Annotated in this window: 22 protein-coding genes and 1 pseudogene; 10 read left to right on the plus strand and 13 right to left on the minus strand. The window is 58.8% G+C overall.

Features of this window, described 5'->3' with window-relative positions; translation table 11 throughout:
• Positions 1 to 96: 96 nt before the first annotated feature.
• Positions 97 to 975, minus strand: a complete 879-nt coding sequence (locus tag ACSBPU_RS20265) for a zinc-dependent peptidase (RefSeq protein ID WP_442593650.1) — start codon at positions 973 to 975, stop codon at positions 97 to 99.
• Positions 976 to 1,223: 248 nt separating this feature from the next.
• Between ACSBPU_RS20265 and ACSBPU_RS20270 the strand changes: the two genes are divergently transcribed.
• From ACSBPU_RS20270 to ACSBPU_RS20290, 5 genes are all read left to right on the plus strand, one after another.
• A complete protein-coding gene (locus ACSBPU_RS20270) occupies positions 1,224 to 2,183 on the plus strand; it encodes a TAXI family TRAP transporter solute-binding subunit (protein ID WP_442593652.1) in 960 nt (319 codons plus the stop codon).
• A gap of 117 nt (positions 2,184 to 2,300) precedes the next feature.
• Positions 2,301 to 4,331 carry a TRAP transporter permease gene (locus ACSBPU_RS20275; RefSeq protein ID WP_442593654.1) on the plus strand — a complete coding sequence of 677 codons (2,031 nt, stop codon included), beginning with the start codon at positions 2,301 to 2,303 and terminating at the stop codon, positions 4,329 to 4,331.
• On the plus strand, positions 4,331 to 4,747 hold the full coding sequence (locus tag ACSBPU_RS20280) for a DUF1850 domain-containing protein (protein ID WP_442593656.1): 417 nt from the start codon (positions 4,331 to 4,333) through the stop codon (positions 4,745 to 4,747). The genes ACSBPU_RS20275 and ACSBPU_RS20280 overlap by 1 nt, the downstream gene beginning before the upstream one ends.
• Positions 4,748 to 4,847: 100 nt before the next feature.
• Entirely contained in the window at positions 4,848 to 5,276 is a 429-nt protein-coding gene (locus ACSBPU_RS20285; RefSeq protein WP_442593658.1) for a VOC family protein, read from the plus strand.
• Positions 5,277 to 5,293: 17 nt separating this feature from the next.
• Positions 5,294 to 6,172, plus strand: coding sequence for an alpha/beta hydrolase (locus ACSBPU_RS20290; protein WP_442593660.1), 879 nt, complete (start codon positions 5,294 to 5,296; stop codon positions 6,170 to 6,172).
• Here ACSBPU_RS20290 and ACSBPU_RS20295 read toward each other — a convergent pair.
• From ACSBPU_RS20295 to ACSBPU_RS20310, 4 genes are read right to left on the minus strand one after another with little or no spacing between them, the layout of a single operon-like run.
• Positions 6,144 to 7,154, minus strand: a complete 1,011-nt coding sequence (locus tag ACSBPU_RS20295) for a Bug family tripartite tricarboxylate transporter substrate binding protein (protein WP_442593662.1) — start codon at positions 7,152 to 7,154, stop codon at positions 6,144 to 6,146. The two genes, ACSBPU_RS20290 and ACSBPU_RS20295, sit on opposite strands and share 29 nt — an antisense overlap.
• 29 nt (positions 7,155 to 7,183) lie before the next feature.
• Entirely contained in the window at positions 7,184 to 8,578 is a 1,395-nt protein-coding gene (locus tag ACSBPU_RS20300; RefSeq protein WP_180067020.1) for an FAD-dependent oxidoreductase, read from the minus strand.
• 26 nt (positions 8,579 to 8,604) lie between these two features.
• Positions 8,605 to 9,597: a 4-hydroxythreonine-4-phosphate dehydrogenase PdxA gene (pdxA, locus tag ACSBPU_RS20305; protein ID WP_442593664.1), complete on the minus strand. Its 993-nt coding sequence runs from the start codon at positions 9,595 to 9,597 to the stop codon at positions 8,605 to 8,607.
• On the minus strand, positions 9,594 to 10,874 hold the full coding sequence (locus ACSBPU_RS20310; RefSeq protein ID WP_442598453.1) for a four-carbon acid sugar kinase family protein: 1,281 nt from the start codon (positions 10,872 to 10,874) through the stop codon (positions 9,594 to 9,596). Before ACSBPU_RS20310 ends, pdxA begins: the two co-directional genes overlap by 4 nt.
• Before the next feature lie 86 nt (positions 10,875 to 10,960).
• Here ACSBPU_RS20310 and ACSBPU_RS20315 point away from each other — a divergent pair.
• Positions 10,961 to 11,122: pseudogene (locus ACSBPU_RS20315) on the plus strand (GntR family transcriptional regulator); the annotation flags it as partial.
• A gap of 117 nt (positions 11,123 to 11,239) precedes the next feature.
• Entirely contained in the window at positions 11,240 to 11,653 is a 414-nt protein-coding gene (locus ACSBPU_RS20320) for an FCD domain-containing protein (protein ID WP_442598455.1), read from the plus strand.
• A 76-nt stretch (positions 11,654 to 11,729) separates the two neighbouring features.
• Here ACSBPU_RS20320 and ACSBPU_RS20325 read toward each other — a convergent pair whose 3' ends face one another.
• Positions 11,730 to 12,815 carry an NADH:flavin oxidoreductase/NADH oxidase gene (locus ACSBPU_RS20325; protein WP_442593666.1) on the minus strand — a complete coding sequence of 362 codons (1,086 nt, stop codon included), beginning with the start codon at positions 12,813 to 12,815 and terminating at the stop codon, positions 11,730 to 11,732.
• A gap of 264 nt (positions 12,816 to 13,079) precedes the next feature.
• Here ACSBPU_RS20325 and ACSBPU_RS20330 point away from each other — a divergent pair, with 264 nt between their 5' ends.
• The gene (locus tag ACSBPU_RS20330) at positions 13,080 to 14,069 is read left to right on the plus strand and encodes a Bug family tripartite tricarboxylate transporter substrate binding protein (protein ID WP_442593668.1); all 990 of its coding nucleotides are present in this window, start codon (positions 13,080 to 13,082) and stop codon (positions 14,067 to 14,069) included.
• 142 nt (positions 14,070 to 14,211) lie between these two features.
• Here the strand turns inward: ACSBPU_RS20330 and ACSBPU_RS20335 are convergent, their stop codons facing one another.
• The 3 genes from ACSBPU_RS20335 to ACSBPU_RS20345 all read right to left on the minus strand — a co-directional run bounded on the left by ACSBPU_RS20335 (position 14,212) and on the right by ACSBPU_RS20345 (position 16,971).
• Entirely contained in the window at positions 14,212 to 14,982 is a 771-nt protein-coding gene (locus ACSBPU_RS20335) for a fumarylacetoacetate hydrolase family protein (RefSeq protein ID WP_442593670.1), read from the minus strand.
• A gap of 79 nt (positions 14,983 to 15,061) precedes the next feature.
• Positions 15,062 to 16,039: a Bug family tripartite tricarboxylate transporter substrate binding protein gene (locus tag ACSBPU_RS20340; RefSeq protein WP_442593672.1), complete on the minus strand. Its 978-nt coding sequence runs from the start codon at positions 16,037 to 16,039 to the stop codon at positions 15,062 to 15,064.
• Positions 16,040 to 16,095: 56 nt separating this feature from the next.
• A complete protein-coding gene (locus ACSBPU_RS20345; RefSeq protein ID WP_442593674.1) occupies positions 16,096 to 16,971 on the minus strand; it encodes a TauD/TfdA dioxygenase family protein in 876 nt (291 codons plus the stop codon).
• A 181-nt stretch (positions 16,972 to 17,152) separates the two neighbouring features.
• Here ACSBPU_RS20345 and ACSBPU_RS20350 point away from each other — a divergent pair, with 181 nt between their 5' ends.
• The gene (locus ACSBPU_RS20350) at positions 17,153 to 18,061 is read left to right on the plus strand and encodes a LysR family transcriptional regulator (RefSeq protein WP_442593676.1); all 909 of its coding nucleotides are present in this window, start codon (positions 17,153 to 17,155) and stop codon (positions 18,059 to 18,061) included.
• The gene (locus ACSBPU_RS20355; RefSeq protein ID WP_442593678.1) at positions 18,061 to 19,251 is read left to right on the plus strand and encodes an MFS transporter; all 1,191 of its coding nucleotides are present in this window, start codon (positions 18,061 to 18,063) and stop codon (positions 19,249 to 19,251) included. The genes ACSBPU_RS20350 and ACSBPU_RS20355 overlap by 1 nt, the downstream gene beginning before the upstream one ends.
• Positions 19,252 to 19,267: 16 nt before the next feature.
• Here ACSBPU_RS20355 and ACSBPU_RS20360 read toward each other — a convergent pair whose 3' ends face one another.
• The 4 genes from ACSBPU_RS20360 to ACSBPU_RS20375 all read right to left on the minus strand — a co-directional run bounded on the left by ACSBPU_RS20360 (position 19,268) and on the right by ACSBPU_RS20375 (position 22,766).
• Positions 19,268 to 20,119, minus strand: a complete 852-nt coding sequence (locus ACSBPU_RS20360) for an amidohydrolase family protein (protein ID WP_442593680.1) — start codon at positions 20,117 to 20,119, stop codon at positions 19,268 to 19,270.
• Positions 20,109 to 20,924, minus strand: a complete 816-nt coding sequence (locus tag ACSBPU_RS20365; protein ID WP_442593682.1) for an HpcH/HpaI aldolase family protein — start codon at positions 20,922 to 20,924, stop codon at positions 20,109 to 20,111. Before ACSBPU_RS20365 ends, ACSBPU_RS20360 begins: the two co-directional genes overlap by 11 nt.
• 18 nt (positions 20,925 to 20,942) lie before the next feature.
• Positions 20,943 to 21,914 carry a Bug family tripartite tricarboxylate transporter substrate binding protein gene (locus tag ACSBPU_RS20370; RefSeq protein WP_442593684.1) on the minus strand — a complete coding sequence of 324 codons (972 nt, stop codon included), beginning with the start codon at positions 21,912 to 21,914 and terminating at the stop codon, positions 20,943 to 20,945.
• 132 nt (positions 21,915 to 22,046) lie between these two features.
• Positions 22,047 to 22,766: a maleate cis-trans isomerase family protein gene (locus ACSBPU_RS20375; protein WP_442593686.1), complete on the minus strand. Its 720-nt coding sequence runs from the start codon at positions 22,764 to 22,766 to the stop codon at positions 22,047 to 22,049.
• Between the last annotated feature and the right edge of the window lie 119 nt (positions 22,767 to 22,885).

Below are 22,885 nucleotides of genomic sequence, written 5' to 3' on the forward strand. Positions count from 1 at the left end.
CTGCAAAAGGGTTGAGGGGTCAGACCCCATGCGGGGTCTGGCCCCGGCAGCCTGGGGTCAGACCCGCCTTTTGGGTCTGACCCCGCAGCAGCTACGTTACGGGGTCAGACCCCGTGCGGGGTCTGACCCCTCTGACCCGCCCGCCAACCGGCGTATGGGATCCTGCCGGTAATAAGCTTGCAGCAATCCATACCAATCGGGGAAGGCCTGCGCCAATGGCCAGGGGGCGACGAAGAAGGCCTCGGAGCTGACAGCGAAGAACTCCGCCGTATCGATTGCAGCGTACGGATCCAGCGGCAGGGACCCATACCAGGGATCGGCCTCTTCGGACTCCGGATCGACGTCATGCGGGATGGCCCCCTCCACCTCTGTCACCATCCGCTCGAAACGCTCGAAAGTGGACGCCAGGATACGGCGCCATTGTCGAGGCCGGAGTTGCGGATGCGCATCGAGAATAGGCGTCCCGTCCGCCTCGCCACCGTATAGATCGAGCTTGTGCGCGAATTCGTGGATGACGACATTGGCAGTCTGCGGCATGCCGGGACAGCTGTCTTCCCAGGAAAGAATCACCGGCCCGCCGTCCCAGGCTTCGCCGGCGGCTTCCTGGATGTATTCGTGAACCACGCCGCTGTCGTCGACCTCGGTGCGCGGTATGAGGAAGCCGCCCGGATACACGATGATTTCGGTCCAGCCTTCGTAGAGCACCGGATCCAGCTCCAGAATGGGCAGGGCTGCCTGAATGGCGATAGACAGCATGATGCTGTCATCCAATGCCATGCCGGCGGCGCCGCTGAATGACTTGCTGGCCAGCAGCCATGCCGCGCGCGCACGCAAGGCTTCATCCTCGCGATCGTTCAGGCCGTTCAGAAAAGCCAGGCTCGCGCGTGCATCGCGCCATGCGTCCGGCGAAATTCGAGTCAGCGTTTCGGCTACGCGTGAAGGCCGGGCACCACGCCCGGCAAGCCATCTGAACATGCCATGAATCCGTGAAAATCGGCTTTTTCCTTTAATGCAAGACATTGTATCGGCTTAGGGGCCTGCACCGAGCAAGCGATGCTTCCTGCACTCCGACGCCACTCGCGGCCATGAATGAGGCGGGATAATAATCGGTTCCTCATCCAGAATCATCGGGTAACCCCTGTTAAAGAAATGTCGCCGAACCGGTATAGTCACCAGCGTTGCGTGGAAACACGTTTAATCAACTGATCATCGGAGATCGTGACATGAAGTTGAACAAGTGGTTTATCGGCGGCGCCCTAGCGGCCGCATTCATGGTGGCTGGTCCCGCGCAGGCACAAAAAGCACAATTCATCAATATTCTCACCGGCGGCCAAAGCGGCGTGTATTACCCCTTGGGCGTGGCGCTCTCGCAAATCTACGCAAAAAGCATTCCCAACGTGAAATCCACCGCTCAAGTCACCAAGGCTTCGGCGGAAAACATGAACCTGCTGCAAGCCGGTCGTGGTGAATTGGCGCTGGCGCTGGCCGATTCCGTATCCGATGCCTGGAAAGGCAACGCCGAGGCCGGTTTCACCAAGCCGCTCGACAAGTTGCGCGGCTTGTCCGCCACCTACAACAACTACATCCAGATCGTCGCCAACGCCGACTCCGGCATCAAGTCACTGGCTGATCTCAAAGGAAAGCGCGTTTCTGTCGGTGCCGCCCGTTCGGGCACCGAACTGAATGCACGCGCGATCCTGAAAGCAGCAGGAATGGGCTATGACGACTTGTCCAAAGTCGAATACTTGCCTTTCGGCGAATCGGTCGAACTGATGAAAAACCGTCAGCTTGACGCGACCTTGCAATCAGCGGGCCTGGGTGTATCGTCCATCCGCGATCTGGCCACATCGGTCAACATCGTAGTCGTGCCGGTACCTGCCGATGTCGTCAAGAACGTCGGCGACGCCGCTTACCAGCCCGCAATCATTCCCGCCGGCACCTACGCAGGCCAGGACAAAGACATTGCCACTGCTGCCATCCCCAACTTTCTGGTAACCCATTCGGGCGTTTCCGACGACTTGGCTTATGCCATGGCGAAAGAACTGTACGAGAACATCGACAGCATGTATGCCGCGCACAATGCCGCAAAAGCCATTAAGCTGGAGAATGCCGTCAACGGCATGCCCGTGCCTATCCATCCCGGCGCCGAACGCTACTACAAAGAAAAAGGCGTCGTCAAATAAGCATCACGCTTCGCGCCCTACCGCTCCGCCTCCTTACCAAGGGCGCGGAGCGCCGTCTGGCCCCGGATCCGGCGCAACTGCCCGAACCGTTTTTCCGTACCCATCGCCCCGATTTTTATGAGCGCATCCTCAACTCCAGCCACAGATAAGCCCTTCGAGGATATGCCGCGTGTCGTCTTCTGGATCGCCGTCGCGTTCTCCAGCTTTCAAGTCTACACCGCTGCCTTCAGTCCCCTCTCCAGTCAAGTCGTCCGTGCCATACACGTAGGCTTCGTGCTGTTGATGATCTTCACGCTGTACCCAAATTTTTTTGGACTGAGAGCCAAAGCCCTAGGCTGGATTCTTGGCATCGTCGGCTTTGTCACCAGCTTTTATCACTGGATCTATGAATCGGATCTCACCGCGCGCGCAGGCGAAATGACCGACTTCGACATGGTGATCGGCATCATCACGATTGTGCTGGTATTTGAGGCCACGCGTCGCATGATGGGCTGGGCCTTGCCCTTGATTTGCAGCATATTCTTGCTATACGGCCTGTTTGGCGAGTATTTGCCGGGCTTGCTGGCTCATCGTGGCTATGGTTTTGACCAGATCGTCAGCACCATGAGCTTCGGCGTCGAAGGCATCTACGGTACGCCCACCTATGTCTCGTCCACCTATATTTTCCTGTTCATCCTGTTTGGGTCGTTTCTGGAACAGGCCGGCATGATCTCCTTATTCAGCGACTTTGCCATGGGCACGGTGGGCCATAGCAAAGGCGGCCCAGCCAAAGTTTCCGTCATCAGCTCCGGGCTGATGGGCACGATCAATGGTTCCGGGGTCGCCAACGTGGTCACGACCGGACAGTTCACCATTCCCCTGATGAAACGCTTTGGCTATTCGCCCGCCTTTGCCGGTGGGGTCGAAGCCACGTCCAGCATGGGCGGTCAGATCATGCCGCCCGTCATGGGCGCCGTTGCCTTCATCATGGCCGAGACCATCAACGTGCCCTATGTTGAAATCGTCAAAGCGGCAGTGATCCCTGCCATTCTGTATTTCCTGACCGCTTTCTGGACGGTACACCTGGAAGCAGGCCGCAAGAATTTGAACGGCTTGGCCAAGGAAGATTGCCCCAATCCCTGGGCGGCCGTCAGGCTGCGCTGGTACTTGCTCATTCCTCTGCTCGGCCTGGTCGCCCTGCTGTTCTCGGGCTATACCCCATTGTTTTCCGGCACGGTCGGTCTGGGGTTGACGGTAATCCTAATCTTCGGTGCCGCGGTCATCAGCGGTGCCTCCAACAACGCCCTTCGCTATTTGTTTTGGGTCTTGCTGGGCTTCGCTTGCATGGGTTTCATCGCCTTCGGCGTCATTACCTTTTTCGTCATCGTCGCCTTTCTTGTCGCCGTGCTGGCCTTGCGTCGCGGCAAGAAAGACGTGCTGTCTCTTGCCATCAAAGCAATGGCCGACGGCGCACGCCATGCCTTACCGGTCGCTATTGCCTGCGCATTGGTGGGCGTGATCATCGGCATCATCAACCTGACCGGAGTGGCGGCCGAGTTTGGTGGCCAGGTCATTGCCATCGGTGAAGAAAATCTGTTCCTGGCCTTGTTCCTGACCATGATCACCTGCCTGGTGCTAGGCATGGGCATCCCCACAATTCCCAACTACATTATCACCAGCTCGCTGGCGGCGCCAATTTTGCTCAAGCTGGGTGTGCCGCTGATCGTGTCCCACATGTTCGTGTTCTATTTTGGCATCATGGCCGACCTGACGCCCCCAGTCGCTCTCGCCGCATTCGCAGCCGCACCCATTGCCCGAGAAACTGGCCTGAAGATCAGCCTGCAAGCGCTACGCGTCGCCGTAGCCGGTTTTGTCGTACCATATATGGCGGTGTATTCCCCCGCCCTGATGCTGCAAGGCGACGGCGACATCCTTGATGTGGTGTATATCATCTTCAAGGCTATCCTCGCCATCGGCCTGTGGGGCGCGGGCGCCACCGGCTATCTGTTCAAGCCCTTGAACTGGTTTGAACGCCTCTTCGCCATCGCTGCTGCTGGCTTTCTGGTGGCCGCCTCGCCCATTTCCGACCAAATCGGACTCGCCACAACGGCGCTCTTCCTGGCGTGGCACTACCTAGATAGCCGCAGGGCCAGAACGGCATCTGCCTGATGGCATCGACCTTGGTCGGATTCGGGGTGTGCCTGGCGTTAGCATCGGCACCAGACGCACCCCAGTTTCTTCCCATTCAGGAATTCACCCTAGCCTGGACACACTCGATAGAAAAAACGCGCTGGGAAGAAGACTACACGGTGGTCGCACCCATCAGCCCAGGCCGCTCGCCGACACTCAAGGCGGGCCGCGCGAGAATACATGGCTCGGCGGCAGGCATGGAACCACCGCCCAACGCCGTGTGGCACAAAGGCTGGTACGAATATCAGCCAACAGTCCAACCCCTTGATCCGCTGAGGTTGACGCGTTCCGGCTATACCGCAGACTACGAATGGTGCACGCAGGGAACATGCCGCTCCATGACGGAAATCCTCCCTTCCGATGGGGGGGTCACACTACTGTATGCCTGTCGGTGACCGAGCACCAGCATTCTGCAAGTGTTTGATGCAAACATAAGCCAAGCCATGACCTCGTTTGCAGTATCCTTATGCTTGGCATACACACTCGGGAGCCAACATGGAAATTCAATCGCTGCATCGCGGACGGCTGATCGACCATATCCAGCTGGTGGTCAAGGACCTGGCGAAAAGCCAGGCTTTTTATGAATCCGTCATCGATATTCTGCGCATTCCCATGGGCGGCACGGGCGACGGCTACTTCTGGGTGGACGAACTGGTCGTCACCTCCATCGACAGCCCCGCCGCGCAAGGCCACCCGACCGGCCGGAATCATCTGGCCTTCCAGGCCGACAGCACCGAGATGGTCGACGCCTTCCATCGCGCCGCGCTGGCGAACGGAGGCACGGACAACGGCAGCCCGGGCTACCGGGAATACCATCCCAGCTACTATGCCGCTTTCGTGCTGGATCCCGATGGCAACAACATCGAAGTCGTCTATCACGGCCCCGCGCAGCGCAGTTCGCCGTCGGTCCAAATAAGCTTCTGATTTCACGCCCTTTCGCCATGCGACTGAACCGCTCCGCCCTCTTTGCCGCCATCATCGCTGTCCTGCTTTCCGCAGCCAGCGCGGCATATGTGTGGCTGGACCGCTGGCAACGAGGCGCGATTTTCTCGATAGAGCTTGGTGAAGCCCGCTGGGCGCGCGAACCTCTGCCTGGAACCGAAATCTTTGATCTGCCGCTGTCGGGCGGCCAGACCATCCGGGCCTGGTATGTTTCCGGGCCCTCGCCCGATGCCCCCACCGTGCTGTATTTGCATGGCTCGCGCTGGAACCTGAACAGCAGCGTCTTTCGCATGGAGCGCTGGGTGGACATGGGATATTCGATGCTGGCCATCGATTATCGCGGCTTCGGCGAATCGACCGAGCTCCTGCCATCGCAGGCCAGCGCCGTGGAAGACGCCCAAGCCGCGCTGCGCGAGCTGGAGCGCCGCCAGCCCGACCCCGCTCGCCGATTCGTGTACGGACATAGCCTGGGCGGCGCGGTCGCGGTGGCGCTGGCTGCCGACGCCGAGCCGGACAGCTTCGCCGGCCTGATACTGGAATCCACCTTCACCAGCATCCGCGAAATGATCGCCGCCAGCCGGTGGCGCAACGTGCCCGGTTTGCACTGGATCATCACCCAGCCGTTCGACTCGCTTTCCCGCATCGCGCACGTGCGCCAGCCGATACTGTTCATACACGGCACCGGCGACAGCGTGGTGCCGCATGCCATGAGCGATGCGCTCTACGAAGCCGCCAGCGGGCGTGACGGCGGCAAGCAATCGTTGGCCAAAATAGAATCCGCATCACATTCAGGGGCGAGCCGCAGCCCCGGGTACGCCGAAGCGGTGAGGGAATTCACAGGCGTGGTCGTCACTGAGGCTGGATCCCCGCCGCTTTAGCTACCTTGCTCCATTTTTCGATTTCTTCGGCAAGAAATGTTCCGAATTCTTCCGGCGAATCGCCCACCGGTTCGAGCGCCAGTTCCGAAAATCGCTGGCGGACGCGTTCCGACTTGAGAACCGTGGCAAAAGCCTGATTCAACCGTTGGATGATAGGCTTAGGGGTCTGCGCCGGTGCAAACATTCCGACCCAAGGGCTCATGTCGTATCCGGCCACTCCCGACTCCGATATCGTGGGAACGTCAGGCAGCTTTGAAGACCGCTGCTTGCTCGTAACGGCTATCGGCCTTAATTGGCCCGCCCTGATCATATTCATTGCCGCAGGCAGTGCCGGGAATGCCAACTTGACCTGCCCTCCTGCAACGTCTGTCAACGCGGGGCCGTCGCCTTTATAGGGCACGCTGGGCAGCTTGACCTTGGCCATTATGTTGAAGAGTTCTCCGGCCATATGAGGGGATGTTCCCATACCCGCCGTAGCATACATGGCGGACTGCGGGTCTTTTCGGGCGGCATCGATCACTTCCTGGACAGTTTTGAACTCGGATGCGGGATGAGCCACCAGAATGTTTGCTGACGACGCCAGCTTTGTAATGGGCGCAAAGTCCTTAATTGGATCGTACGGCATGTTCTTGTATTGACTGGGAGCAATGGCCATGTTGCTTATCGCGCCCAAAAACAGCGTGTATCCGTCAGGAGCCGCATTGGCAGCGTAACCGCCCCCTATCGTACCCCCCGCCCCTACGCGGTTCTCTACGACGACCGGCTGCCCGAGTTCCTTGGCCAAGCCATCGCTGAGCAGTCGCGCTACTATATCGTTCATACCGCCAGGCGCAAGTCCCAGAATGATTTTCACAGGACGCGTTGGATAGCTCTCGGCCGCAGCTCCCAGACATGGCACGCCCAGCAACGCCATCAGTACGGTTGCATGAAGAAATCCTTTGAGTGGTTTGAGTATTGCTCGTTTCATGAATGTCTCCTTCACCACGATTGATTGACGACAGTACTCAGCATCTATGGCTGAGTCGCCTGCCTTTCTTTTTCACTTCCCGGCACCGGCCCCATGTCCAGATGAGCACCACGCTTTCTCAGCTGTTCGCGAAGCTCGTTCGCATCCACCGCACGCACGCTCGTTCCATTGCGAATGGCAAGCGCCGCAGCCGTGCCTGCAGCCTCTCCAACCATCATCCCGGTAATCATGGTCCGGGTGGATGCCATGGCCTCATGGGTCGTGGAAATGCAGCGGCCGGCAAGCAGCAAGCCCTCGACATTCTTAGGCAACAAGCATCGATATGGAATGTCGTAAGATCCGTCCTCTCCTCCAATGGGCGTGAATAGAGTCTTGCCGCTGCTGGGATCATGAATATCGATGGGGTAACCTACTTTTGCAATGCCGTCTTCGAATTTGCGGCCAGACACGCAATCGCTCGCGGTAAGCTGATATTCGCCCTCCATCCGCCTGGTCTCGCGCACGCCAATAAACGGAGCCGTAGCTTGGATATAGCTGCCTTCGAATCCCGGAACATACTTGCGCAAAACCTCGGCAAGCTTAAAGACCTGGCGCTTTCCCTCGACTTCGCCGACTGTAAGATCAAACGAGTTCGTTCCATCGAGCCCCTGCAACCGCGAGGCGTTGATATTTGTTTCTCCTTTATGGACGGTGTTTCCCCAAAACTCATCCGTCCCGAGAAACAGACCTTCCTGCATCGCGATGTCCGCATACCTTTCCAAGGTCGCAGACCACCACACCGGATATGACTCGCCGCCGTCGGGGAGAGGGGCCCATGCTCCACCCTTTCCTATTTCATTGAACATGCGCGGGACGTCTACGTTGCCCATCTTGAATACCAGCGACATGCGCTGCATCTTTTTATCGCTGTCGCGTCCCTTTTCGTAGGGTACGCCGGACCAGGTCGCTATGTCGCCGTCTCCTGTGCAATCAATGACTACCTTGGCCCTCACAAGCATTTTCCCGTCTTTCGTCAGCAGCACGACTCCCGCGATACGGTTGTCTTCCATCACGACTTCCAGCGGAAGAGTGTGATACAGCAGCTTGCCGCCAGATTCCAGCACCATTTCCTGAGTCACGTACTTCATGACTTCGACGTCGATAGGCGTCGTCGTCTTCATATGGGCGTTTTCGATCCACACAGGCCCCGTCGAACCGCCAAGCGCTTTCATGCGCTGAATCATCTCCCACGGCAGTCCCGCCACGACGCGCTCGCCATTGCTGCTGTGAAAAGTATGCAGGCAAAGCCCCACATTTGCCACGCCCCCAAGGAATCCATAGCGTTCGACCAGTAAAGTATTGGCACCGCTACGCGACGCTGCAACAGCGGCTCCAACGCCCGAGGTTCCGCCTCCTAGAATCAGTACATCGACATCCTGCTGATGTTTATAGTCAACCACCGTCATCTCCTGTTATGCTCATCAAGTCATTCAGATCTGGGATACAGTTCGGCAGCAAGGCGCAATGCCTCCACCATGCTGCCTGCATCTGCAACGCCCTTTCCTGCAATATCAAACGCCGTGCCGTGGTCCACCGAAGTTCTAACGAAAGGAAGGCCTACGGTGACGTTGACGCCTGCCTCAAGCCCCAAGACCTTTACCGGACCATGGCCTTGGTCGTGGTACATCGCAACGACGAGATCAAAGTCGCCTCGCACCGCGCGGAAAAACAAGGTGTCGGCGGGCAATGGACCTTGCACGTCGATTCCCATGTTCCTGCACTTCTCTATAGCCGGAGCAATTTTTGTGTCTTCTTCACCACGCCCGAATAACCCACCTTCGCCCGCATGCGGATTGATGCCGCAGACGGCGATCCGGGGAGACATGCCTCTTCGGCGCAAAAGTTCATGCCCGCGTTCGATCGTCCGCGCAACGATGCCCGGTTCAATACGCTCAACGGCATCCATGATTCCTATATGAGTGGTTACATGAATTACGCGTAAACGAGGCGCTACGAGCAGCATCGAAACCTCGGGCGTTTGAGTAAGGTTTGCCAATAATTCCGTGTGCCCAGGAAATATATGGCCAGCCGCATGCAGGGCGGCCTTGTTCAAAGGAGCAGTACAGATTGCATGGGCATGACCTTCTTGAGCCAGGGCGACCGCTTTGATAATAAATTGATATGCCGCTTCCCCACCCTCGGCGCTGATACGGCCGAATGGCAAATTCGACGAGACGATCGGGACATCTATGCATTCTATTGTGCGAGGTGCATGGCAAGCCTGTTCGGGCCTTTTGATTGCGTGAATGCTCAATCCCGAATCGACCAACCTGGATGCGCACTCCAGGCGTCGGGCATCACCGACGACAAGCGGCAGTATGTCAAGGTCGCCTGGTAAATGCGCCAGAGATTTCGCAATTATTTCCGGCCCCACCCCCGATGGGTCACCCATCGTTATCAGAATAGAAGGGGGTCTCATGAGGGCACTCCATCGGATGTGGCACTGGCCCGGCACGGCTCCGTGATACTGCGGGACGCCCGACTGAAAAACCGCTGCAAAGTATCGGCATCTCCGAACGAGCCGGCCTTTATGTAAATGGTCTCTGAACGTCCTGATTGCACGCGGCAAGTTGATATTCCGGGCTCAAGCTCTCCCACGACATTCACTTGGAGAATATTCAATTGCTCCAGCACGGCACGCGCGGTGTCTCCGCCCACCAACAGAAGCGAACGAACCGCCAGGAGAGAAGGCAACGCCGCTTCAGCAATAGCCTTGACCAACTCGCGCGACCAGTCGCCTGACGGCCCGCCGCTGATTGCATAGACAACGCTTCTGCCCTGCGCAACGAATTTTTGGGCCAAGCCTATGGCTCTTTGACGCTTGACGGAGCTTCGATCCAACCATTCCGTGGCGCTGCACTCAACCAGGTCGACATTGCTACAGGTTTTCAGCAATCGCAGCTGCGCCTGAGTTTCCGTCGAAAAACTCCCAATGATGGCCACCGTCTGGTCAAGCGCCACAATCGCATGATCCTGAGCGCTGTCTGAGTCTTGCGCCTGGCCATTGCATGCAGTTCTCGCAAATGCTTTTGCGAGCCCGGCAGACCCAGCGAGCAGCACGCGACCAGCGTATCCGCTCAACGCGCGTGCAAGGCGATCAAGGTCAGCTTCATTTTGCGCGTCCACAACCACCGCCCTGGCCCCTTGGGCCAACGCATGCTCGATATCGCCACGCAGCTTGGCAGGATCGGCATCCTCGTTTCGCAGTAGCGCACATTGGAAGCCGGCCGCTTCCAAGATCCCTGGCAGATTTTTTGAACCCTCTATTGGGTGAAGGCGGCCATGCACAAACAGTTTTCCACCAAGAAGCGTACGCCCCTGTTCCGGCAAGGCCGGCGACACTATGACTCCTGTTGAATCCGCCAGTGCCTCCAGCGCGCCGGCGACTTCGGCTGCGATATTTCCACGCAATGTCGAATCTATTTTTTTGAAGATGAGCATAGAAGAATCATGGGAAAAAGATCGCATGATTCTTTCGACTTTCTGTCGCGCGACCCTCTCGTCGTCTGCCCGACTATCCAGATCCAGCGCCCAGCTTCCGTCTCCCCTTGCCAGCCGGTCGTCCAGGTAGACCGGAATGGACGTACCGCGTGCCAGAGCAAAGCCCGCAACGCAATCGCATGCGCCGGAAAGATCATCAGCCAACACTCTAAGTTTCATTTTTTCTGCATGCACTTTTGAATAATGTGCATTCATATTAAGCAATCATTAGAGCATCCGTCAAGGCCTGCGCTTATACTTCCGGAAGGCCAACCTTATTTTCCGGAGATTTTTTCGTCGACATGTCATCCGCCGTACAGAGCGCCACGAGCCACCAGACACGCGAGCCGTCCGTTACTCAATCCATCTATCGGGAACTCGTGAGCCTTATTCTCGAGGGTCGGCTCGCGCCTGGGTCCATAGTGAGTGAAAAGGGCTTGGCAGAGAGGCTGGGTGTATCGCGAACGCCAGTACATAACGCGATACTTCAGCTCATCAAAGACGGATTGGTCACTCAAGAAGTCAACCGCCGCCCTGTGATTGCTCATGTCACGCGACGCGACGTCGAAGAAATCTTCGACATGAGAAGACTATTGGAAAGCGAAGCAGCACGACTTGCTGCCACGCGCATCGACCGCGCCACGCTTGCCGAACTTCGCGGCAGCGCACAGGCGCTTTCCCACGAAACCGACGACACGGCCGCGTTGGCCCTATGGGCCGATTTCGACGACGCCTTTCATGATGCGATAGCCGCTGCATGCGGAAGCACTCGCCTCGCCGCAGACATACGCCGCTATCGAATGGTTCACCATGCTCTTAATCGTCTGCGGATGACGGCAGACCTGATTCCGCAAGCGTTGCGCGAGCACCTGGACATCCTCGATGGGCTCGATGATAGGGATGGAGAAATCTCTGCCAAGGCAATGAGCCGCCATCTACTGGAATGGAAGGCCTTTTACGTACAACGCTTTGCCGCGCTCAGCACGCAAGAGTAAATATCGCCCGCCGGTCCTGATCAGGAGTCGAGCCGCTGTTCCTTCCCGGACTCCATGACCGAATCAGCGTCGGGCATCAGCGCTTCGCGTTGGGATTCACCGCCCGCTCATACTGGATCGGCCATTGCGACGCCACGCCGTCCAGTTCTGCTTGAGCCCGAAGCGGCCAATAGGGATCGACGAGCAATTGACGCGCAAGCAGCACAAGATCGGCCTGTTCCTGGACCAGAATCTCTTCGGCCTGCCTGGCCTGCGTGATCAGTCCGACCGCAGCGGTCGGGATGCCGGCCCCCGTTCTTATGGCGGCAGCCAGGGGAACCTGAAACCCCGGCGCCTGGGGGCCTCGGGAGCCGGGAACGATAGAGCCACTGGAACAATCGATCAGATCCACGCCGGCAATCCGCAAGGCTTTCGCCAATTCGATGGACTGCTGGACGTCCCACCCGCCTTCCACCCAGTCCGTGGCGGACAGCCGTGCAAAAAGAGGCAGCTCTTCCGGCCACTCGGCGCGTACCGCAGCGGCGATTTCCACGGCGAATCGAATTCGGTTCTCGAAATTACCGCCGTAGTCGTCTTCACGGCGATTGGACAGCGGCGACAGGAATTCGTGCACGAGGTAGCCGTGGCCCATGTGCAGCTCGATGACCTGGAAGCCGGCCGACCGGGCAAGCCGAGCCGATGCGATGAAATGATCGATTGCCTGATCGATGTCGGAACGCGTCATTTCACGCGGCAACGGATACTCCGGATTGAACCGCAAGGCGCTGGGCGCCATGGTCTCCCAGCCCCCCTCGGCGATGGAAACTTCCGCGCGCCCAATCCAGGGTACCTGGGTGGAGCCCTTGCGCCCTGCATGCGCCAGCTGGATTCCCGCCATTGCCCCCTGCCCATGCACGAATTCGGCAATGGGTCGCAAGGCTTCGGCCTGGCCCTGGTTCCATAAGCCCAGGTCTCCCGGGCTGATGCGGCCGTCGGCGCAGACGGCGGCGGCTTCGAACAAGACCAGCCCCGCTCCGCCAACGGCACGGCTTCCCAAGTGCACCATATGCCAGGCATTGGGCAAGCCATCGACACTGGAGTATTGGCACATGGGCGCGACGCCGATGCGATTGCGAAAAGTGATGCTGCGGCAACTGAAGGGGGAAAATAGATTCGAAGTCATAGATGAAGCGAAGCAGTTGATGCTGAAGCGGAGCCCTTTGCGTATTGGAAGCGACCGCTGAAAGTATAGGTTGCGCATCCGGTGGATTCCAGGCCGGTGTGTTTCCAGACGCGAAATACTTAATTCTCGCGCAGCCCCTCGTCGCTTTGATGTGGATCAAGAATAATAAGGCCTTGCCGGGGTCAGACCCCGTACGGGGTCTGACCCCAGGCTCGATGCAATGCCGGAGCCGGCTAGATCCCAATAATCAAAAAAGGAATGGAGATGACAAAAACGCTTGCACGCCGCAGCCTCATTATTGGCGCCCTTGCCACGGCCGGCTCGCTGGCACTGCCGATCGCCTGTGCGCAATCCGCCGCCGGCTCCTACCCGTCCAAACCGATCAAGATCATCGTCCCCTTTGCGGCGGGCGGGTCGGTAGACGCCATCGCTCGTGTCCTGGCGGAGCGCATGCAGGATCATTGGGGGCAACCCGTCTTGGTCGAATCCAGGCCGGGCGCCTCAACGCAGATCGGTACCGCGGCCCTGGCCTCGGCGCCCGCGGATGGCTATACGGTCATGATCGCCGTCAGCAACCATACGACGAACCCCGCACTGCGCAAAGAACTGCCCTACGACACACTCAAGGACTTTCAGCCCATAGGCTTGATTGCCCGAACGCCCATCGTGGCCTATGCCAATCCCAAGTTCCCTCCCAACACCCTGCAAGAGCTGGCGGAATATTCCAAAACCCACCCCGGACCCGTGAATTTCGGCTCCGCCGGCGCAGGTTCCATGACCCATCTGACCGCCGAGCAGTTCAAGATCGAATCCAAGATCGACATGCAGCACATCGTCTACAAAGGCGGCACGCCGGCGCTCATGGATGTCATCGCAGGGCATATTCCCATGACATTCGCCACTGTCGGGCAGGCCTTGCAAAACTATCGGGCGGGGCAGGTCAAGCCGCTGGGCATTTCTTCCGCGGAGCGCTATTCCTCTGTTCCCGACATACCCACATTCAAGGAACAAGGCTTCGATGTCGTCGCGACGGAATGGTTCGGCATGCTGGCGCCCGCCGGAACACCACGCCCCATCGTTGACAAGCTGAACAATGAAATCCGGCGGATCATCGCCCTTCCCGGCCTGGGCGACCGGCTCACCGCCATCGAGCTCGTCAGCTCGACGCCCGAAGAACTGGGGGAGTTCATTAAATCCGAAATGAACAAACTGTCGCCGCTCGTCCAGCAGATCGGCCTGGCAGGCAGCCAATAATCATCAACGCCCGTTGACACTGAAAGGTAAGCGCGGCTGATCCTGAATGGTTTTGATCAGCTGCGCATTCAGCCGAGCCGGCACCTGAGAATCAGGCTCGGCTGGATGCACAGCGTTTCGGGAAATGGATTCCGGGCCTGGATCAAGCCGCCCCTTCCTTCACGAACCGATTGCTCAGCGTGCCCAGGCCGGTCAGGCTGACGTCCACGCGGTCGCCGTGCTGCAGATCGGGTGACTTGCCGTCGGTACCCATCCAGATCATGTCGCCGGGATACAAAGTCAGGTAGCGGCTCATGGTGCTGATGAACTCTTCAACGCCGAAGAGCATGTCTGCGGTCGAAAACCGTATCGACTCCTTGCCGTTGACGGATACGGCCGTCTCCATGCTCCGCAAGTCCGCTTCGGTGGTGATCCAGGGCCCCATGGGCTTGAACGTATCGCTGTTCTTGGCGCGCCAGAAAGTGCGATCCGAAGCCTGCCAGTTTCTTTCGCTGACGTCATTGCCGATGGTGTAGCCGAAGATGCAGTCCTTGACTTGCCCGGCATCGATATTCTTGACCTTCTTGCCGATGACGACGACGAGTTCGCCCTCGTAGTGAATACGCTTCGAATCCGCCGGCATGATGACATCTTGTCCGTGCGCGACGAGGGCGTTGTTGGCGCGGTAGCCGACGTCCGGCTTGGCGGGGATCGACATGCCTTCGGCGCCGATGTGCTTCACGTAATTCAGTCCCACGCAATAGAACGTGGGCGGCACCACCGGCACCTCCAGTCGCAAGTCTTCAAGCTTGAGCACCGTGGACGTCGTCTCGTACCCCTGGAAAGGGTCGCCAACCACCTGTTTGACTTTGTCCGCGTCGGTGAGCATGCCGTAATGCGTGTTCCCATCGATTGTGTAGCGTAACCATCTCATTGATTTTGCTTCCTTCTGTTTTCAGCGATTATCCGCCTTGTTCTCCGGCATGCCGCGCCGGAGCTTCACCACTTGCCGCCTACTCGACCTTGACGTTGCCTTCTTTGATGACCGCAGCCCAGCGGTCCTTGTCGGCAATCAGGAACTGGCGAAACTGCTCCGGCGTGTCCGCGATCACTTGCGCGCCGAGTTTCTTCAGCTGCTCGCGCACCTCGGGCTGGGAAAGCGCCTGCACTGCCGATTTATTCAGCTTGTCGACGATTTCCTTGGGCGTCCCGGCCGGCGCCAGCATGCCTACGAAGGGCGCGCCTTCCTCGAAGCCGGTCAGGCCCATGCTTTCCAGGGTCGGAACGCCGGGGAAATCCGGATGAGGATCCTTGGTTCCGACCGCCAATACACGCAGCTTCTTGTCAGCCACATAGTTTGCAATTCCTATGCTGGGATAGAACATGAAAGAAATGCGCCCCGCAATCATTTCCTGCAACGCCGGGCCATTTCCTTTGTAGGGAATATGGCTCATTTTGATGCCCGCCTTGGTCGACAGCATTTCGGCGGCCAGATGCGCCGAACCGCCCACGCCCGAAGACCCGAACGTAAGTATGCCGGGTTTGGCTTTGGCATCCGCGATCAGGCTGGCCAAGTCCTTGTAGGGCGAATCGTAGTTGGTGACCACGACCACCGGAAGATTGGCAAAGTTGCTGACGGGTTCGAATGCCTTGACGGAATCGTAGTTGTAGCGGTCGGGATACAGCAGTGGATTCACCGTCAAGGTCAATGAAGTGACCAGCACTTTATAGCCATCGGGCGTCGATGTCATGATGTCGTTCGCGGCGATATGCGCGCTCGCGCCGGGCTTGTTCTCGACCACGACGGACTGGCCTATGTTTTCGCTCATGTGCTTGGCCACGATGCGCGCAATGACGTCGGTCGGTCCGCCGGCCGAATACCCGAGCACCATGCGTATCGGATGTTCCGGGTAGCCTGCGGCCTGTACAGGCCACAAGCTCATACACGCCCATGAAAGCAACACCATTGCAAAGGCTTTGAATAGCTTCATCTCTTGTCTCCTTGGTTTTTTCTAGGTTGGATTGCGCGCGCACGGCGCGGGAAGGCTCAGTAAAGCTCGGGAAAATACTTGTCCGCCATGACCTGGCACCGCTTGATCAGGCGGTGTTCGTCGGGGCGGTAATCGGCCACCGCATTGTGTATTGTTCCCATGTTGTCCCACATCAAAACATCGCCGGCCTTCCAGTAATGGCGATAGCGATACTTGTCCTGCAGCTGATGCTCAAAAAGAAACTTCAGGACTTCGTCGCTGCGTGCCTCGGGAAGCTCGTTGATCCTCACGGAGTACCCCGGATTGGCATACAGCACCTTCTTCCCCGTGATGGGGTGAGTCAGAAACACCGGGTGGGATACCGGCGGCTTGCGCTTGCGCTGTTCCTCGGTCAGCGGGGGCCGCGTGCTGCCTTTTTCGCTACGCATCATCTCCCAGAATTTATTGAAATCATGAGTGATGGTCATATCGGCAAGCTCTTCTTTCAAAGCCGCCGGCAGGTCGGCATATGCGGCATGCATATTGCAGAACTCCGTGTTGCCCAGTGGCTGTCCGTCGCGATGCGGGATCTTGATCCCATACAGCACATTGCTGAACGCTATGGTCTTGCTGTAGGACATATCCGTATGCCAGTCCTGGCCTGCGTCGCTCAGCCCGACCGGCTTGCCGTCTTCTTTCATGTTCGACAGAATCATGACTTCTGGATAATCGGCGTCGTGGTACATGTTGGCCACGTTGATTTCCAGCTGGCCGAAGTTTTCCGCATAATCGCGCAATTGCCGGGAAGTCAGCGTCTGGCCTGGAAAGCTGATCACGCCGTATCGACCCAACGCCTGTTCTATGGCCTTGTAGTTTTCCTGGCTGAGGGGTTTTGAAAGGTCTATGTCGTGTATGGAGGCACCAAGCCCGGTGCCCTTTGGTTCGACTCTCATGCAATCTCCTACGTGTGCTAAGGCGCCTGGCGCGGCCATCGCCGAAACCGGGCGACGGCAGTACCATGTGACAACATTGATTTAGATCAAGAACACATTCTAATAAGCACCACGCTGCGGCTCATACCCCAAAACGGGCAAATCACTATTTCCATTTACGAAACGAACTCTGCTTTCAACCATGAACACAATCGAGTGCATCGAAGTATTTATCGAGGTGGCCAAAAGCCTGAGCTTTTCCAAGGCCGCCGAGCGATTGGGCACGAGCCGCTCCACCGTGACCAAAAAGATCTTCTGGCTGGAGAAAGAATTCGAGACCCAGTTGCTGAACCGCAATACCAAGCGCGTCAATCTGACGGAAAGCGGGCTGCTGCTCCTGCAGAACGCCGACGCCCTGACCCAGACGGTCAGCAACTTGAAGGACTTGGTGCGCAATCCCGTGCAACATCCCAGCGGACGTATCAGGGTCGGGTCGCCGCCTTCTTTCGGTGCCGTGCACTTGATACCCGCTGTGCACCAGTTCCTGCAGAACTATCCCGACGTGCAGGTCTCCTTGATGATAGACGACGGCCGTAGCGACCTTATCGCCGAGAACATGGACCTGTCCGTGCGAATTGCCCCCCGTCTCAAGGACACCAACCAGGTCGCCTACAAGATAGCGGTGGTCCCCCAACTATTGGTGGCCACTCCCGCCTATTTGGCCAAGAATGGACGGCCGACACACCCCAAGGACCTAGAGCATCACAATTGCCTGCTGCACAATTTGAAATCGCCCACGGGCTATTGGCATTTCAGGCGTCGTGGCGGCAAGCGCCAGACCGTGCACGTGAACGGTACGTTAAACTCCAACTTGGGCGAGGCGATTCTGAACATGGCGAAACTCCATCACGGCGTTGCCATGCACCCCCGCTACATGGTCGACGAATACATACGCAACGGCACTTTGGAAATCGTGCTGCCGCAGTATCAGTGCGAAGGCCTGGATATATACGCGGTGATTCAAAGCAAGCGCTACCTGCCTTATAAAGTCCGTATTTTTGTGGACCATCTGCGTGACTGGTTCAGTCACACGACGTGGTCAAGCGATTGATGTCCAAACCTCACCAGAAACACAACCCTCCATCCCCCGGCTGGATTCTTTTCGCGCTGGCCGTTGGCGCATTCGCCATCGGAACGACCGAATTCGCCACGATGAGCTTGCTGCCCTATTTCGCCCGGGACCTGGGTATCGACGCCCCCACCGCCGGGCATGCGATCAGCGCTTACGCCTTGGGCGTCGTCATCGGCGCGCCCGTCCTTACAGTGATGGGCGCACGGGTTCCGCGGCGAACCATGCTTATCTGGCTCATGGCGATGTTCTCGCTGTTCAATGGCTTGTGCGCCTTCGCGCCCAGTTATGAATGGCTGATCGCCCTGCGCTTTCTCAGCGGCTTGCCGCATGGCGCCTATTTCGGCATCGGCGCCCTGGTGGCCGTTTCGCTCGTTCCGCTCAACAAGCGCAACCAGGCCGTCGGGAGAATGTTCCTGGGACTCACGGTCGCCACCATTGTCGGCGTCCCGCTCGCAAACTGGCTGGGGCAGGCCATTGGCTGGCGCTGGGGATTCGCCCTGGTCTCCGTTAGCGGCCTGCTGACGATGGCGCTGCTTATCCGATGGGCACCGCGTGCAGCGCCGCCGCCAGGGTCCAGTCCCCGGCGCGAACTGGGCGCGCTGAAGCAAGGCCAGATCTGGTTGACGCTGGCCGTGGGGGCGATCGGATTCGGCGGTCTCTTTGCCGTCTATACCTATCTGGCCGACACATTGATGCAGGTGACCATGGCTTCTCCGGAAACCGTACCTTTCGTGCTGGGCATCTTTGGAATCGGCATGACCGCAGGGAACATCCTGGTACCGAAGCTCGCCGATCATGCGCTCATGCCGACCATCGCCGGCTTGCTGATCTGGAGCGCCGCCACCACCGCGCTGTTCAGCTTCACCGCATCCAGCCTATGGGGCATTTCAATTACCGTATTCCTCATCGGCATAGGCGGCGCGCTGGGCACCGTGCTGCAGACCCGCCTGATGGACATTGCCCGCAACGCACAAGGCCTGGCCGCCGCGTTGAATCATTCCGCCTTCAATTTTGCGAATGCCTTGGGCCCCTTGTTGGGCGGCATGGCTATCGCCCACGGTTTCGGATGGGCCTCGACGGGATGGGTGGGGTCTCTTCTCGCCCTGGGCGGCCTGATGCTGCTGGGGCTGTCGGTTCGGCTCGAAAGAGGAAAACTGCCGAACCGATAGCGGCGCGCCGCCGCCCTCAGAACCCGTATAGCCGCGCCGGGTTGTCCGCCAGGATCTTCTGCCGCATGGCGGCATCGGGCACCCACTCGCCCAGCAAATTGAACAGATCAACCGAGCTGTTTTCATCAAACGACAGGTGCGGGTAATCGCTGCCCCAGATCAGGCGATCCGGTACGGCGTCAAGCGCGGCTTGCACCATGGCACCCACATCAGCGAACCCCGGCGCTGTCGAGATGCGATAGATGCCGGTGATCTTCAGATAGCAGTCGTTGTTCCTGGCCAGGTCGAGCACGTGCTGGAAGTCGGCTGCATCGGCGCCATTCTTCGCCTTCTGCATGCCAAGGTGGGCAATCGAAAAAGGCAGGCGAAGCGACCGGAGCACAGGCAGCAACTCGACCGTCAGCCAGTCGGGCAGCAGGAAATCCAGATGCCAGCCCAGTTCGGAGCAACGCGCCGCCAGGCGCCGGATACGAGGCGCGAGCGTATCGCCGAATCCGGGCTGCGCCGGCATGATGGGGCGGACATTGATGCGCACGCCGCGTATGCCCAGCGCATCCAGATTGCCAAGGACGTTGTCGGGCTCGTCTTCATCGATATCGACGATGCCCCGGCACGGCAGCGTCATCTGCTTCATGGCATCGAGCATGCATCGGTTGTCGCGCCCGTACGCACTGGGCTGAACGAATACGAAGCGGGTCAAACCCAGGCAGCGCGCGAGCTCGAGGTAATCTTCAAGCGGCGCATGCGGAGGTTCGTATCGCAGCTCTGTACCGTATCCATATTGGCCGGCAGGGCCGAACACATGGAAATGACTGTCGCAGGCATTGGGCGGCGCAATAAAAGCGGGCTTGGTGTTGCTATGACTCATTCTTTGTTTCCGTCAATGCCGAAGTAGCCCGGCGCAGTTGCTCGGCATCTTTGCCGGCGGCCTGCATAAGATAGGTGACGTCGCTGCCGGCAATGATCAATCGCGCGCCCATTGCGACCAGGTCGCTTTGCAACTCCAGGTCTGCCCGTATCCCTCCGACGCCCAGAAACTTGCCATGCTCTTTGCAGGCGCGTGCCGCTTGCGAGTAGGCGTCGCGAAGGCTCGGATGCCGCAATTGCCCGGGGATGCCCATCTCTGTGCAAAGGTCGTTGGATCCGATCAGCAGCATGTCGATGCCTGGCACCGCCGCAATGCCGTCCGCATTGGCGATTCCTTCCGGGGTTTCCAGCATGGCGATCAGCAAGGACTCGCGGTTGCCGATTTCAATGGTTTCCGTAAGGGGCTTGGGCATGTAGGCAAGGCTCGGCCCGCTGCCCATGACGGAGCGATGGCCCAGCGGTGGATACTTGGCGGCCGCCACCAGCGCCTGCGCTTGTTCGACGGTCGACACATGCGGCACGATGATGCCCTGCGCGCCGCCATCCAGGGCGCGCGCGACGTGCTGCGGAGCATGGTCCGGCACCCTTACCAAGGGCGTTATGCCGCAGCCCAGGGCCGCGATGCAAATGGCGGACACCGCGCCAAGGTCTATGGGACTGTGCTCCATATCCAGGTAGATGCTGTCGAAGCCGCAAGCGGCGGCCATCGGAGCGATGTCCGGTGTACGCGCTTGCCTGATGCCCATGCAAAGCACCAGGCCGCCTTCGTGCATCGTCCTGGAAATACGGTTCTGTTGCCAACTCATCTTTAGGTCCTGTTAACGTTAGTCCACCTTCACATTCGCACGCTTGATGACGTCCGACCATAGCGCTGTTTCCGCCGCGACACGCTGGGTGAACGCTTGCTGATTCGTCGCTTCAGCCGCCACGCCGGCGCTCTCGAACACCTTGCGCAAGTCTGCCGACTGCGTGGCCTTGACGATACCGTCCTGCAACTTCTGGAGGATGGGTGCGGGTACGCCTGCCGGCCCCATGACGCCAAACCAGTACATGACGCCGTAGTCGGGATAGCCGGCTTCCGCGAACGTCGGAACGTCGGGAAACATGGGGTGGCGATTCTTGCCGCTCAGGGCAAGGCCCTGAACCCGGTTTTCCTTGATGTACTGCACGGTGGATCCGACACTGCCTATGGCAATGTCGACACGCCCGGCCACCACGTCAAGCATGGCGGCGGCAATGCCTTTGTAGGGTACATGCACCAGCTTGGCGCCCGCGTCCAGCAGGAAAGCCTCCATGGCCAAGTGCGCCGAGGATCCCAGGCCTCCGGATCCGAACGTCATGGAGTCCGGCTGGGCCTTCGCGGCGGCGATGACGGATTTCAAGTCCTTTCCGGGCAACGCCGTGCTGCCCACCAGGACGGCCGGCGCCTCGGCAAGCTGGGCGACCTGGATTATGTCTTTCCTGGGATCATAAGGCAGGGTCTTGTAAAGCGCTGTAGACACGGCGAATGAATTGTCCGTCACCATGAAGGTGTAGCCGTCCGGGGCGGCTTTCGCCACGACGTCGGTGCCGATCGTGCTGCCGGCTCCGCCACGATTCTCGACGACGAACTGCTGGCCGAATTGCGTGCTGAGTTCGCGGCCCATGGCGCGCGCCGCCGTATCGGTGAATGAGCCTGCGGTAAACGGAACAATGATGCGTACCGGGCGATCCGGCCAGTCCTGCCCCGATTGCGCAAAAGCCTGGACGGAACAACAAGCCAAGACGGCCAGGGCGCTGGCGAGCTTCTTATACATGGATGTCTCCTGATGATGTTTATGCGGTTCCGTGCCCGGGACGAACGCCATTGCCTCGTTCCGGAATGCCCGCATTCTTTCTTGGGATGGAAACCTGCCATGGTAACAGCAAATAATCCAATATGGTGATAATCATTTATATTTCATGCCATGGCGCTCTGAGGCCGCGCGGCGTGCCTGCATGGCGGTTGCCTTGATGGAAGACATGACCGGCCGCCCGAACTCAGCGGACAAGCCGTCCAGCACACCCAAGGTCGGCAACTGAGAGCATGCGATGAACATTGCGTCACACGACGCACTCATTGTCTTCCGGGCCAGCTCCGCCACCTGGCTTTCCGTGATGCGGCCCAATGCGTCCACATCCGGGGCATTGAAGCTGGCAAGTTCCTCGACCCGGATTTCATCTTCGTCCAGGAATTTCATCAGAGCGCGATTCACGCTTTCGCTATAGGGAGAAACGAGCGCAATGCGGCGCGCACCCAGTTCGCGCAGAGCGAGCACCATGGATCGTGCCGTCGTGACCACGGGCGTACCCGTCACGGCCTGCAGGTCCTTGGCAAGCTGCGCTTCTCCGTCAGGACCGGCGACGAAACCAGCCGCCGTGCACCCGTAGGCGATGACGTCCAGGTTCTTGCTCATGCCGGCGGCCAGATCCAGCGTACTGCGGACGTATTCCGGCAAGACCTCCGGTGTGATCAAGCCCTTGCCGCGAGGAATGCGCAAGACCTGGATTTCGGAACCTGTCGGTAGCCAACCCGCGATCTCTCGGGCCATGGTGGTGTTGTTCATCGGTACGATCAGACCGACTTTCAAACCCGTGTTTTGCGCCGTGCCTGCATGCTGTTTGTTCATGTCACCCTTCGCCATCATCCATTGATTAGAAACTATCTTACTATACGGAAATTATTCTGATCTCTTTGCCGAGCGTCGGCAACAAGCCAGTGAATCGCGCGAGAATGCCGCAGGTCGCT

The organism is Parapusillimonas sp. JC17, from assembly GCF_052180245.1.
Taxonomy (GTDB): Bacteria; Pseudomonadota; Gammaproteobacteria; order Burkholderiales; family Burkholderiaceae_B; genus Parapusillimonas.

What these genes read in the sequence shown, in the direction of transcription:
- ACSBPU_RS20265 (WP_442593650.1), bottom strand. Translation starts at nt 975, where the DNA reads ATGTTCAGATGGCTTGCCGGGCGTGGTGCCCGGCCTTCACGCGTAGCC.
- ACSBPU_RS20270 (WP_442593652.1), top strand. Translation starts at nt 1,224, where the DNA reads ATGAAGTTGAACAAGTGGTTTATCGGCGGCGCCCTAGCGGCCGCATTC.
- ACSBPU_RS20275 (WP_442593654.1), top strand. Translation starts at nt 2,301, where the DNA reads ATGAGCGCATCCTCAACTCCAGCCACAGATAAGCCCTTCGAGGATATG.
- ACSBPU_RS20280 (WP_442593656.1), top strand. Translation starts at nt 4,331, where the DNA reads ATGGCATCGACCTTGGTCGGATTCGGGGTGTGCCTGGCGTTAGCATCG.
- ACSBPU_RS20285 (WP_442593658.1), top strand. Translation starts at nt 4,848, where the DNA reads ATGGAAATTCAATCGCTGCATCGCGGACGGCTGATCGACCATATCCAG.
- ACSBPU_RS20290 (WP_442593660.1), top strand. Translation starts at nt 5,294, where the DNA reads ATGCGACTGAACCGCTCCGCCCTCTTTGCCGCCATCATCGCTGTCCTG.
- pdxA (WP_442593664.1), bottom strand. Translation starts at nt 9,597, where the DNA reads ATGAGACCCCCTTCTATTCTGATAACGATGGGTGACCCATCGGGGGTG.
- ACSBPU_RS20310 (WP_442598453.1), bottom strand. Translation starts at nt 10,874, where the DNA reads ATGAATGCACATTATTCAAAAGTGCATGCAGAAAAAATGAAACTTAGA.
- ACSBPU_RS20320 (WP_442598455.1), top strand. Translation starts at nt 11,240, where the DNA reads ATGAGAAGACTATTGGAAAGCGAAGCAGCACGACTTGCTGCCACGCGC.
- ACSBPU_RS20325 (WP_442593666.1), bottom strand. Translation starts at nt 12,815, where the DNA reads ATGACTTCGAATCTATTTTCCCCCTTCAGTTGCCGCAGCATCACTTTT.
- ACSBPU_RS20330 (WP_442593668.1), top strand. Translation starts at nt 13,080, where the DNA reads ATGACAAAAACGCTTGCACGCCGCAGCCTCATTATTGGCGCCCTTGCC.
- ACSBPU_RS20335 (WP_442593670.1), bottom strand. Translation starts at nt 14,982, where the DNA reads ATGAGATGGTTACGCTACACAATCGATGGGAACACGCATTACGGCATG.
- ACSBPU_RS20340 (WP_442593672.1), bottom strand. Translation starts at nt 16,039, where the DNA reads ATGAAGCTATTCAAAGCCTTTGCAATGGTGTTGCTTTCATGGGCGTGT.
- ACSBPU_RS20345 (WP_442593674.1), bottom strand. Translation starts at nt 16,971, where the DNA reads ATGAGAGTCGAACCAAAGGGCACCGGGCTTGGTGCCTCCATACACGAC.
- ACSBPU_RS20350 (WP_442593676.1), top strand. Translation starts at nt 17,153, where the DNA reads ATGAACACAATCGAGTGCATCGAAGTATTTATCGAGGTGGCCAAAAGC.
- ACSBPU_RS20355 (WP_442593678.1), top strand. Translation starts at nt 18,061, where the DNA reads ATGTCCAAACCTCACCAGAAACACAACCCTCCATCCCCCGGCTGGATT.
- ACSBPU_RS20360 (WP_442593680.1), bottom strand. Translation starts at nt 20,119, where the DNA reads ATGAGTCATAGCAACACCAAGCCCGCTTTTATTGCGCCGCCCAATGCC.
- ACSBPU_RS20365 (WP_442593682.1), bottom strand. Translation starts at nt 20,924, where the DNA reads ATGAGTTGGCAACAGAACCGTATTTCCAGGACGATGCACGAAGGCGGC.
- ACSBPU_RS20370 (WP_442593684.1), bottom strand. Translation starts at nt 21,914, where the DNA reads ATGTATAAGAAGCTCGCCAGCGCCCTGGCCGTCTTGGCTTGTTGTTCC.
- ACSBPU_RS20375 (WP_442593686.1), bottom strand. Translation starts at nt 22,766, where the DNA reads ATGAACAAACAGCATGCAGGCACGGCGCAAAACACGGGTTTGAAAGTC.